We start from the raw sequence: 11,761 nt of genomic DNA, 5'->3' as shown, positions 1-11,761 counted from the left end.
TTCATCGAAGGCAATGATCTTCGGCATATTGGAGTGTTTCCTCCTGGGCTTGAGCCATGCGGAGGAGTGCCTGCCGCCGGCGGGGCCCAAACGAACATGATGATCGGGCCGTCGGCCCGGGCACCCGTCGCGCCAGAGGTTGGCACTCAACCCTGTCGAGTGCTAACCCACTTATAGCCTTCGCGAGCCCTGAAAGCAACCGCGCCCAGGACTGTCCCGGCGGTGTCGGGAGCCGCCGGGACCCGCCAGCGACCGTCCCGTTGGTGACCCCGTGATCGGGGGCAGACTGGACGAGTGGGCAGCACGCTGCTCGGTGTGGGGGTTTGCGGATGGGATCCCAGCAGACGCCACCGAGCCGGGACCCGCCGGCGATGGTGCGGACGGAGCTGTTGCACGAGACGGCCCGGACCAGGGTGACGAGGCTGCTGCTCCCGGCCGGGAGCGTGATCCGCAAGGAACCGCTGGGTCCGGGCGCCCGGTGGCGGCTGCGCCACGAGGTCGACATCCTCGAGCGGCTGGCCGGGGTCGAGGGGGTCGCACACCTGGTGGGCGCCGAGCTCGACGGCGCGGGCTCCGCCCTTCTGGCCGACAGGGGCGGCGTCCCGCTGGCCGACGCCGGCGGCCTCCTGCTGGCCGACGTCGGCGGCGCGGACCTGTCCCGGCGGGCCACGCCCATGGACCCGGCCGAGCTGGTCGACCTGGCCGGGGCGCTCGCCCGGGCGGTGGCGGGGATGCACGGGCGCGGTGTGCTGCACCGGGACATCAGCCCGGCGAACATCGTGGTGAACCGGGCCGGGAACCGGCCGTACCTGATCGACTTCGCGCTCGCGACGACCGCCACCGAGATCCAGCCCGGGTTCGCCCATCACAACGAGATCGTCGGGACGGTGCCCTACCTCGCGCCGGAGCAGACCGGCTGGACGGGGAGCCCCGTCGACCAGCGGGCCGACCTGTACGCCGTCGGCGCCACCCTGTACGAGCTGGCGACCGGCGCGCCGCCGTTCGGCTCGGGTGACCCGCTGCGGATCATCCACGACCATCTCACCCGGGTGCCCGTGGCGCCGTCGGTGGTGAACCCGGCACTGCCGGCCGGGCTGTCGGACGTCGTCATGCACCTGCTGGAGAAGGAGCCGGACGACCGCTACCAGAGTGCCGAGGGCCTGGCCCTCGACCTCGTCCTGGTGCACCGCGGCGCGTGCGTGCGGCCCGGCGAGCACGATCTTCCGGAGCGGCCGCTGACGCCGTCCCGGCTGGCCGGCCGGGAGCGGGAGACCGGCGAGCTCCGCGCGGCGTTCACCGACGCGGTGGCGGGCCGCTGCCGCGGGATTCTCGTCGCCGGGGCGCCCGGGGTGGGGAAGACGTCCCTGGTGAACGAGCTGCGGTCGATCGTGGCCGGTGCCGGCGGCTGGTTCGTGACGGGCAAGTTCGACCAGTACCGGCGGGACCAGGAGTACGACGGGGTCCGCCAGGCGCTGCGGGCGCTGGGCCGGCTGCTGCTGGCCGAGCCGGAGGGCTCCCTGGACGAGGTCCGGGAGCGGCTCCTGGGCGGGCTGGGCCCCGGAGCCGGCATGGCCGCCGCTGTGGTGCCCGAGCTGGCCGTGCTGCTGCGGATCCCGCCGAAGGCGGGCGACCCGATGACCGCGCAGGTACGTGCGCAGCGCGGCGCCGCCGAGACGCTGCGCGCCGTCGCGTCCCGGGAACGTCCGCTGGTGATCTTCGTCGACGACCTGCAGTGGGCCGGTCGGACCCCGCTCGGCGTGCTCGACCTGATCCTCGGCGGAGAGAAGGACCACGAGGGGCTGCTGGTCGTCGGCGCCTACCGGGACGACGAGGTCGACGCCACGCACCCGATGGCGCCGATGCTCGCGCGCTGGCGGCGCCAGCCGGCCGGGCCGCGCCACCTGCGGCTGCGGAACCTGCCCCCGCCCGACCAGGCCGCCATGGTGACCGACCTGCTGCGGCTGCCTCCGGAGCGCGGCCGGCAGCTCGCGCGGCTGATCGCGCCGGCCACCGGGGGCAATCCGTACGACACCGTCGAGCTGGTCAACTCGCTGCGCCACGACGGCCTGCTGACCCGGGTGGCCGGCCGCTGGCGGTGGGCGCCGGAGACGCTGCGCGCCCGGCTCGCCCGGGCGGACGTGATCGAGCTGCTGCGCGCCCGGGTGGCGGCGCTGGCCCCGCCCGCCCGGGAGGCACTGGCGGCGGCCGCGTGCCTGGCCGGCCAGGTGGACTTCGAGCTCCTGGCGGCCGCGACCGGGCAGGCGGCGTGGGAGCTTGAGCGGCGGCTCGCCGGCCGGCCCGAGTATCTCGCCGTCGCGGCCGCGCAGTACCTGCCGGTGCTCGACGAGGTGCGCCTGCCCGCGGAGCGGCGGTTGACCGCCGACCTGCTGCGGCGTGCCGCCGACGAGGCCACGCTGCTGAGCAACTACCCGCTGGCGGAGCGGCTGCTGGCCGCCGCGGTGGCGTTCACCGACCCGGCGGACACCGACCAGCTGATCGAGGTGCACACCGGCCGGCACGCCGCCCTGTATGGAGGACGCCGACGAGGAGTACGGGACCCTCGGCCGGCTGTGCGCCGATCCGGCGTGGCGCACGGCCGCGACCCTGGTCCAGGTCAGCAGCCTCACCAACCGGGGCCGGGCGGGGGCGGCGCTGAGTCTGGGTTACCAGCAGCTGCGGTGGCTCGGCCTCGCCATCCCGGAGCGGGACGACCTCGACGGGGAGATCGACCGCGGCCTGGACACGCTCGATCAGTGGCTCGAGCGGACCACGACGGCCGACGACCTGCGGCGGGCCCGCGGCTACGAACCCGCGCTGTGGCAGGTGCGTTTCCTGTATGTGCTCGGCGCCGGTCACTGGTTCGACCCGCTCGAGGAGAACGTGGGCGCGCCGCGCCGCGCCCTGGAGGGCCTGATCCGCAGCGGCGACCTGCAGAACGCGTGCTGGACCCACTACGCGCTGGTGTACGGCCTGTTCGACTGCGCGCCGTCCCTCGACGTCGTCGCCGCCGAGGTCGACGAGGCGCTGGCGTTCGCCGCGTGCACCGGCAACGGCCACGCCGAGGAGACGTTCCGCATGTACCGCCACCTGACGGACGTGCTCCGCGGCGCGGCCGGCCCCCGGCGGCCGACGGGACGTCCGACCTGGGCCGGCTGGGCGCGGAGCTGCTGGCCGCCAACCCGCTGGCCGCCGCCCAACTGCACATCACCCGGGCGGTCGCCGCGGCCATCCTCGACCACCCGGTGGAGCTGGCCCGGCACACCGCGGGGGCGATGGCGGTGCTGCCGGCCGTCCAGGCGCACTACTCGACGGCGCTGGCGCGGCTGCTGCGCTCGCTGGCGCTGGCCGGCCAGGCCCGGGCCGCGGTGCCGTCCCGGCGTGCCGCCGTGCTGGCCGAGCTGGACGAGTCGATCGACTGGCTGGCGGCGCGCGCGGCCGACGCGCCGTCCAACTACCTGCACCTGCTGCGCCTGGTGGAGGCGGAGCGGGCCTGGGCGGCCGGGGAGTTCCGCGAGGCGGCTTACGCGTACGACGTGGCGCAGCGGGAGGCCGCCACCCGGGCCCGGCCGTGGCACCAGGCGCTGATCCTGGAGCGCGCGGCGCGGTTCTACCTGGCGCACGGGCTGGAGGAGGCCGGCCACGTGCTGCTCGCCGCCGCCCGCCGCCACTACCTCGCCTGGGGCGCGACGGCGAAGGTCGCCCAGCTTGACTGGGCCCACCCGGCGCTGCCCGCCGGGCCTGTCGAGCTCACCGGGCCCGGTGGACTCGTCAGGCCTGAGAGCATCACCGGGCCCGGCGGACTCACCGGGCCCGGTGGACTCGTCAGGCCTGAGAGCATCACCGGGCCCGGCGGACTCACCGGGCCCGGCGGACTCACCGGGCCCGGCGGACTCACCGGGTCCGACGTGGCGGGTCCGGCCGCCGACGTCGCCCGCCCGGCGCCGGTGCCGGCGAACGCGTCGGCCGCGGACTCACCGGCCGGGCGGCGCGCCGTCCTGACGACCGGGACCATCGATCTGCTCGGCATCGTCGCGGCGTCGCGCACGCTCAGCTCCGAGACCAACGTCGGCGGGCTGCGGGCCAGGGTCGCGGGCATCCTGTCGGAGATGGCCGGCGCGACCGGCGTCCACCTGCTGCTCCGTGACCAGCAGGATCAGGGTTGGCTGGTGCCGGTCGGGAACGGCGGCTCCGTGCCGCTGCCCGAGGCCGCCCGGCGGCGCCTGCTGCCGGCCTCGGTCGTCCGCTACGCCGAACGCACCCGGGAGCCGGTCGTCGTCGCCGACTCGATCCGCGACGACCGGTTCTGCCGCGACCCTTACTTCACCGACATCGACCGCTGCTCCCTGCTGGCCGTCCCCCTCATGATCCGGGGCAGGCTGCGGGCGATGCTGCTGCTGGAGAACCGGATGATCCGCGGTGCGTTCGCCACCGAACGCCTCGAAGGGATCATGCTTATCGCCCGGCAGCTGGCCGTCTCGCTCGACAACGCCCTGGTGTACGCCTCGCTGGAGCGCAAGGTCGCCGAGCGCACCCAGCAGCTCGCCGCCGCCAACCGGCGGCTGAAGCAGCTCTCGCGTACCGACTCGCTCACCGGCCTGGCCGCGAGCCTGCGGACCACCCATACGGCGGCGCGGTTCGGCGGGGAGGAGTTCGCCGTCGTCATGCCCGACACCGGCCCGGAGACCGCCGTCGAGCTGGCCCGGCACCTGCGCCGTGCGGTCGTCGAGCTGGCCGAGCCGCATCCGCTGGTGATCCACCGGATCGTCACCGTGAGCATCGGGGTCGCGGCGACCATTCCCGCCCCGGGCGACGAGGTGGCGGCGTTCGTCGAACGCGCCGACGTCGAGCTCTACCGGGCCAAGCGCGGCGGCCGGGACCGGGTGGAAGGCCCCCTCCCGCGCCCCGTCACCCGTTGAGCACCCGGATTACCACGGCGCGGGCGAGAGGCCGGGCTCGAACGCGGCCGCGCTCCCTTCAACGGCGGCTGAGCGCACCGAACGGGACCTCGACACCGTGCCCCACGGCCCCGTACCCGGCTGTCAGAGCTGTGGTCATCGTGCGCCTCCGGTCTCCTGTATCGCGGCGACGAACCGCCGCGCCACGTCGATGAGCTCGTGCCCGGGGACGTCCCCGGGCACGTCGCCGGCCGCGTCGTCGAGCGCGCCCGCCATCAGCGTGACGTCCTTGGCGAGTGTCGGGCCGGCCGGTGTCGCGGCGATGGCGGCCAGGGAGCCGGCGCGCAGGCGCAACCCGGAGGCGACGCACGCCGAGCTGCTGGTCGTCAGGATCGCCGCGAGGCCCTCGGGGTCGACGCCCAGGGATCCGCCGGCCGCCATCGCGGCGTCCGTGAGCGCGATCTGCGCGGCGAACAGCGTGTTGTTGATGAGTTTCGCGTGCGAGCCGGCCCCGACCGGGCCGAGGTGGACGACGTGGTCGGACAGCGTCGACAGCAGCTCGCGCGCCGCGGCGACCGCCTCGGTGTCCCCGCCGATCATGATCGTCAACTTGCCGTCCAGTGCCCGGGGGGCACCGCCGCTCACCGGCGCGTCGAGGACGCGCAGACCGTGCTCCGCCGCCCGCGCGGCGATCTCCCGGATCTGCGTGGGGGAGACGGTGCTGTGCACGAGCACGACGGCACCGGGCCGCAGGGTGCGGACGAGGCCGTGTGGGCCGAACACGACCTCCTGGACGCCGTCCGCGTCGAAGACGCAGATCCCGACCGCGTCGAGCCCCGGATCCATCTCCGCCGGCGTCGCCGCGACGGTCACGCCGGTGCCCGCGAACGGCTCCAGCGAGGCCGCCCGCCGGGCGTACAGGGTGAGATCGTGGCCCTCGGCCTGGATCCGCTGCGCCATCGGCAGCCCCATGCTTCCCAGCCCGACGAAACCCACCTTCACCGCGTCCTCCTTCGGCAAGAATTGACCTGTATCCAACACGCGGGTTCCCTGGTCAGAGGTGACCCCGCCGTACCAGCGCCGCCATGACGCAGGCCGAGGGCGCGAGCGGGATCCACACCGTGATCAGCCGGTACCCGAGGACGGCGGCGAGGGCGGAGGTGGGTGACTGCCCCGCCGCGACGATCGCCGCGGTCAGCGCCGCGTCCAGCGAGCCGAAACCACCCGGCGACGGGATGAGCGCGGACGCGCTGCTGGCCAGGTAGTAGATGGCGAACACCGCGCCGGCGGCCAGCGGGAGATGCAGCGCCCGCACCACGAACAGCAGGGTCGCCGCGTGCAGGAGCGGGATCGCGGTGGAGCCGCCCCAGAGCATCACCGCCCGGCTCGGCACCCGCAGGATCTCCGCCAGCATCCGGGCCTGGGCCGTCACGTGCGTCCAGCCGCGCCGGCACGCCCGCCGGACCGGCGGCAGGGCCCAGCCGACCGCGAGCAGCCCGGCCACCACGGCGGCCACCGTGGCGATCAGCCCACCAGGTGGCCCGCTCATGTGCAGGAACCCGCCGGAGAGCAGCGCGACCAGGACCGCGACATGGGTGATCATTCCGGCGGTGGCGTCGAGTCCGACCGCGGCCACCGCCTCGCGCAGGGGGACGCCGTGCCGGTTGAGGAAGCGCAGCTTCACCGCCCCGACGCCGAAGCCGGCGGGCAGCACGTGGTTGGCGACGCTGCCCGCCACCTGCACGGCCAGCATCGGCCCGACGGGCAGCCGCCGGGCGACCGCCCCCTGCAGGCTGGCGGCTCCCGCGATCCAGGTCGGCAGGGCGGCGAGCATCGCGACGACGAGCCAGCCCGGGTGCGCGGCCGTCAGGTGGCGGACGCTCGCCGTGACCGTCGACCAGCTGTGGAGCAGCCAGAGCACCGCGAGCAGCGGGACGACGCAGGCGAGGGCCGTCCGCCACCGGTGGCTCGCCGAGCCCGCCGGCGGCCGCCGGCCGTACGCGGGCTCGGGCCCTACGGCCTCGGCCGGCGCCTCAACGACCATCGCCGCGCTCCGGCACCGTCATGCCCACCCGGGCGCCGCCCACCGCGACAGCCGTCCGGGCCCCGGCCTCGGCATCTGCCCCATCCTCGGCATCTGCCGCGATCCATGCCGCATCGGCGGCGGCGCCGGCGCCGGTCGGGGCCTGCCCGCTGAGGATGCCGGCGAGGCGCAGGCTGAGCGTCTCCCAGCTCCACGCCGCCCGCATCCACGCGCGGCCGGCCGCGCCCATCCGCTCCGCCTGCCGCGGGTCGTCGAGCAGGTCGATGACGGCGGCGGCCACGGCCGTGCGGTCGTGCCCGTTGACGGCCACGCCGGTGCGGCCGGGGATGACGACGTCCGGTGCGCCGCCCTGGGCGCCGGTGATCACCGGCAGGCCGCTGGCCGCCCCCTCGAGCGCGGAGAGCCCGAGGCCCTCCAGGTCGAGCCCGCACAGCCGGGTGCGTGACGGCATCGCGAAGACGTCCGCCGCGTCGAGGTAGGCGGGGAGGAGCTCCTCGGGCACGGGACCGGCGAAGTGCACACCGTCGGAGACGCCGGTCCGCGCGGCTAGGCGGCGCAGGCGGTCCTCGGCGGGCCCGCCGCCCACGAGCAGCAGCCGCGCGTACGGGTGCCGGCGTCGGACGTCGTGCCAGCCCCGGATGAGTGTGTCCTGGCCCTTGCGGGTGACGAGGCGGGCCACGCAGATCACGACCGGCTCGTCCGACCAGCCCAGGCCCCGGCGGATCTCGTCCCCGCCGGCGCCCGGCTGGAACCGCTCGGTGTCGACGCCGCCGGTGAGCCGGGCCAGCTCGGTCCCCGGCGGGGTGACCGCCGCGAGCCGGCGGCGGGTGAACTCGGTGAGGTAGGTCAGCACGTCGACCCGCGCGCCGACGGTGGAGACCAGCAGCCGTCCGAACGGCAGCCGGGACCAGGCGACCTCGTGCCCGTGGCTGGAGGCCACCACCCGCTCGACGCCGGCCTCGCGCAGCACCGGCGCGAGCACGCCGAGCGGGGCGGCGGTGGGGAACCACGCCACCTCGCACCCGTGCGCCCGGACGGCGGCCCGCAGCTCCCGCCGGCCACGCGGCGAGGTGATCATGCCGTGCTCGGTGCGGATCACCGGAAAGCCGAGGGTGCGGTCGAACTCGGCGTCACCGGGCTGGGTCGGGGCGAGGACGACGGCCCGGTCCGGGGGCAGGCCGGCCGTCAGCCGGCAGGCGAACGTCTGGATCCCGCCGATCGTCGGCGGGAACTTGTCCGCCACCACCAGCACACGCGGCATGTCGTGGACGGCGGGCAGGGGCTCCCGCTGCCGGGCGATCACCGGGGCGCGCGGGGGGCGGGCGGTGGCGGACGGGCTGCTGGGGCGGGCTGGTGATGGCAGTGGACAACCTCTCACGAAGGGGAGCTTCGCCGCTGGATCGTGTGACGCTGATGAGAGCGCTCCAGGCGCGCGGGTCACCGCTTGTCCCTCGGGCCGGCTCCGGGGTCGAGGGCGCGCATCCCACGATTTTGCCGTCCGCCTGTGGCCGCCTGGTCAGGGCGTTGCCGCCGGCTTCCCGACACCACCGTCCGGCGCGGACATGGGACTCCTCCAGGTTCTACCGGTCCGGCGGGGAACCGCCCGCGGCGGGCAGCGTGAGCGTGACGACGGCGCCGCCGTCGGGATGGTTGGCGGCGGTGGCGGTCCCCTGGTGGGCCCGCGCCACCGCCGCGGCGATGGCGAGCCCGAGCCCGGTGCCCCCGAGGCCCGTCCCGCCGCTGTTTCCGCTGGTGCCGGCGCCGCCGTGGTCGCGGGTGCGCGCGGCGTCGGCGCGGCTGAAACGTTCGAAGGCACGCGGCAGGAAGTCCGGGGGGAACCCCGGGCCGCGGTCACGCACCCGCACGACGACGGTCCTCCCGGCCTCACCCGGCCCGGCCCGGACGTCCACGGCGGTGCCGGGCGGCGCGTGGCGGATGGCGTTGGCCACCAGGTTGTCGACCGCCTGGCGGAGCATATCGGGGTCCGCGTCCACGGCGAGGGCCGGGTCGGCGTCCAGGTGGAGGCGGACCTGCCTGGTCGCGGCGTGGCCGGTCGCGGCGCGGGCGGCCCGCTCGAGGAGGTCGCCGACGTCCAGCCGCCGCGGGGCGGTGATGCCGCTGTCCATCCGGGCGAGCGTGAGCAGTGACTCGGAGAGCCGGATCAGCCGCTCGGTCTCCTCCGCCGCGCCCGCGACCGCGTCGACGAGCTCGTCACGGGTGCGGGCCGGGCGGCCGGCGAGCTCGAGCTCGGCCTTGAGGTTGGTGAGCGGGGTCCGCAGCTCGTGCCCGGCGTCGGCGACGAACGCCCGGTCGCGGGCGCGGGCGGCGTGCAGCCGGCGCAGCAGGTTGTTCATCGTGGCGGCCAGGGCGGCGATCTCGTCGCGGGTCGGGGGCACGTCCAGCTCGGCGGAGCTGTCCGACTCGCTGATGGCGGCGGTCTGCCGGCGCATGCGGTCGACCGGGCGCAGGGCGGCGCCCGACAGCAGCCAGGCCGCGAGCCCGGAGAGCGCGACCATCGGCGCCGTCGCGCTGACCATGATGTTGCGGACGCGGTCCTCGGCCGAGTCGGTCAGATCGGTGCTCGTCGCGACGACCAGAACCCCGTCCCGAGCCCCGGTCCGCACCGGGACGGCCAGCGCGCGCGCGTCGTCGTCGTCATCGTCGCCCGGCTCCTGCAGCTCGCCGGACGTGAGCAACTCCGGGCGGACGAGCGCGGTGGCCACCTGCTCGGGCTCGAGCAGCGGCTCGGGACCGGCGCTGTCGTTCGAGGCGGCGACGGAGCCGTCGGGGCGCAGCAGCTGGGCGGGCCCGGCGCCGTAGGCCCGCAGCTGCGCGGCCGGGTCCGCCGCGGCGGGGACCTGCACGGCGAGCACGGCCATCCGGGTGCGCAGGTTCGCGTCGACGGAGTTCCGCAGGTTGGTGCGCAGCAGCGCGTAGAACAGCACGCCGGCGGCCGCGAGTACCAGCGTGGTGCCCAGGACGAACAGCAGGGTCAGTCGTACCCGCAGCGGCACGGGCGCTACGTCCCCGTCTCGGCTGTGTCGGTGGTCTCGGTGGTCTCGGTGCGGAGGCGGTAGCCGGCGCCGCGGACCGTCTCGATGCGCGACAGGCCGTCCGCCGGGTCGATCTTCCTGCGCAGGTACCGCACGTACTGGTCGACCACGTTGGACGTGCCGCCGTAGCCGAGGTCCCACATGTGATCCAGGATGTAGCTCCTGGTGAGGACCTCGCCGGGGCGCCGCATCAGCAGCTCCAGCAGCGAGAACTCCTTGGCCGACAGGTCGACGGGCTCGCCGGCCCGCCGCACGCTCCGCGCGGCGGGGTCGAGGTGGATGTCGCCGACCCGCAGCGTGGCCGGCCGCTCGACGGCACCGCGGCGGATCAGCGCGCGGAGCCGGGCCGTCAGCTCACCGAAGCTGAACGGCTTGGCGAGGTAGTCGTCGGCGCCGGCGTCGAGGCCGTGGATGCGGTCGTCGACGTCGCCGCGGGCGGTGAGCATCAGGATCGGGGACCACCGCCGGGCCGCCCGGAGCCGGCGGCAGACCTCGAAGCCGTCGAGGCCGGGCAGCATCAGGTCGAGCACGATGGCGTCGTAGGAGATCTCGCCGGCCTGCCAGACCGCGTCCGTGCCGTCGTGCACCAGGTCGACGGCGTAACCCGCTTCGGTCAGGCCCCGGCGGAGCAGGTCCGCGGTGCGCTTCTCGTCCTCCACGACCAGTACCCGCACCGCTCGATCGTAGAAGGCCGGCGCCGTGTCGGCCGTCGCGCCGGATGGGCCGATCGTCACGCCGGGGACGCCGGCGCCGCCGGCCCGCGGTGTCACGTGGTGAGCGTGCCGGTCGCCAGCAGCCCGATCAGGATGACGGCGACGGCGACCCGGTAGCCGACGAAGAGGTCGAACGAGTGCCGGGCGACGTACCGGAGCAGCCAGGCGATCGAGGCGTAGGCGACGACGAACGACACCAGCGTGCCGACGGCGAGCGGGAGCACGGAGACTCCGCCGCCCACCGCGTCCTTCAGCTCGTAGAGCCCGGCTCCGGTCAGCGCCGGGATCGACAGGAAGAACGACAGCCGGGTCGCCGCCACCCGGTCCAGGTCGCGCACCAGCGCCGTCGACATCGTCGCGCCGGAGCGGGAGAAGCCGGGGAACAGCAGTGCCAGGATCTGCGACGAGCCGACCGCCATGGCGTCGGTGAGGTCGATGTCGTCCTCACCGCGCTTGCGGCGGCCGAACCGTTCGGCGAACCACATCACGGCGCTGCCGGCGAGCAGCGAGCCGGCGACGACCCACAGCGAGGCGAGCGGGCCGTCGATCAGGGACTTGGCGGCCAGCCCGACGGCGACCACGGGCAGCGTCGCGTAGAAGACCCAGCAGGCGAACTTGAAGTCGTGGCGCTGCCGGGCCTCCCGGTCGACGAGCCCGTTCGCGAAGGCGCCGACGAAGCGCCGGATGTCGGCGAAGAAGTACAGCAGTACCGCGGCGATCGCGCCGACCTGGATGACGGCGGTGAAAGCGACGACCGACCTGTCGTCGACGGGGATGTCCATCAGCCCTTCAGCGATCTTGAGGTGGCCGGTGGAGGAGACGGGCAGGAACTCCGTCACCCCCTCGACGATCCCGAGGAGGACGGCCTGGCCGACGCTGATCGCACTCACCGGATTGGATCCTCTGGCTGGTTCGGGCACGGCGGCGCCGCGCGCGGTCATGTGCCAGGCAGAGTAGGACGGCACCCATGTGAGGACGATGTGGTGGTCTCCGAAGACGCAGGTGGGAGCCCTGGAACGGCTCTGCGGGACCGCTGCCAGGCCCCGGGCAGGGCGT

Annotated in this window: 7 protein-coding genes; 1 reads left to right on the top strand and 6 read right to left on the bottom strand. The window is 75.1% G+C overall.

Annotated elements, in window-relative coordinates; translation table 11 throughout:
- Positions 1-329: 329 nt before the first annotated feature.
- Positions 330-4,916 (top strand): AAA family ATPase, encoded by a 4,587-nt coding sequence (locus AC559T_RS32365; protein WP_498871100.1) that lies wholly within the window; start codon positions 330-332, stop codon positions 4,914-4,916.
- 135 nt (positions 4,917-5,051) lie between these two features.
- On the opposite strand, the gene AC559T_RS32360 is transcribed toward AC559T_RS32365, so the two are convergent.
- The 6 genes from AC559T_RS32360 to AC559T_RS32335 form a co-directional block, all read right to left on the bottom strand.
- Complete coding sequence (locus tag AC559T_RS32360; protein WP_498871099.1) at positions 5,052-5,897, bottom strand: NAD(P)-dependent oxidoreductase; 846 nt, start codon at positions 5,895-5,897, stop codon at positions 5,052-5,054.
- A gap of 52 nt (positions 5,898-5,949) precedes the next feature.
- Positions 5,950-6,939, bottom strand: a complete 990-nt coding sequence (locus AC559T_RS32355) for a lysylphosphatidylglycerol synthase transmembrane domain-containing protein (RefSeq protein WP_112108298.1) — start codon at positions 6,937-6,939, stop codon at positions 5,950-5,952.
- A complete protein-coding gene (locus tag AC559T_RS32350; RefSeq protein WP_498871098.1) occupies positions 6,929-8,200 on the bottom strand; it encodes a glycosyltransferase family 4 protein in 1,272 nt (423 codons plus the stop codon). Before AC559T_RS32350 ends, AC559T_RS32355 begins: the two co-directional genes overlap by 11 nt.
- 319 nt (positions 8,201-8,519) lie before the next feature.
- Positions 8,520-9,953, bottom strand: a complete 1,434-nt coding sequence (locus AC559T_RS32345; RefSeq protein WP_498871097.1) for an ATP-binding protein — start codon at positions 9,951-9,953, stop codon at positions 8,520-8,522.
- A 5-nt stretch (positions 9,954-9,958) separates the two neighbouring features.
- Positions 9,959-10,666 (bottom strand): response regulator transcription factor, encoded by a 708-nt coding sequence (locus AC559T_RS32340; protein ID WP_498871102.1) that lies wholly within the window; start codon positions 10,664-10,666, stop codon positions 9,959-9,961.
- Positions 10,667-10,758: 92 nt separating this feature from the next.
- Complete coding sequence (locus AC559T_RS32335; protein WP_498871096.1) at positions 10,759-11,595, bottom strand: undecaprenyl-diphosphate phosphatase; 837 nt, start codon at positions 11,593-11,595, stop codon at positions 10,759-10,761.
- Between the last annotated feature and the right edge of the window lie 166 nt (positions 11,596-11,761).

It is taken from the genome of Frankia sp. Hr75.2, from assembly GCF_949319125.1.
Taxonomy (GTDB): Bacteria; Actinomycetota; Actinomycetes; order Frankiales; family Frankiaceae; genus Parafrankia; species Parafrankia soli.
Note: the sequence above shows the minus strand (reverse complement) of the source record. Positions and strands in the feature narration are given on the sequence as shown.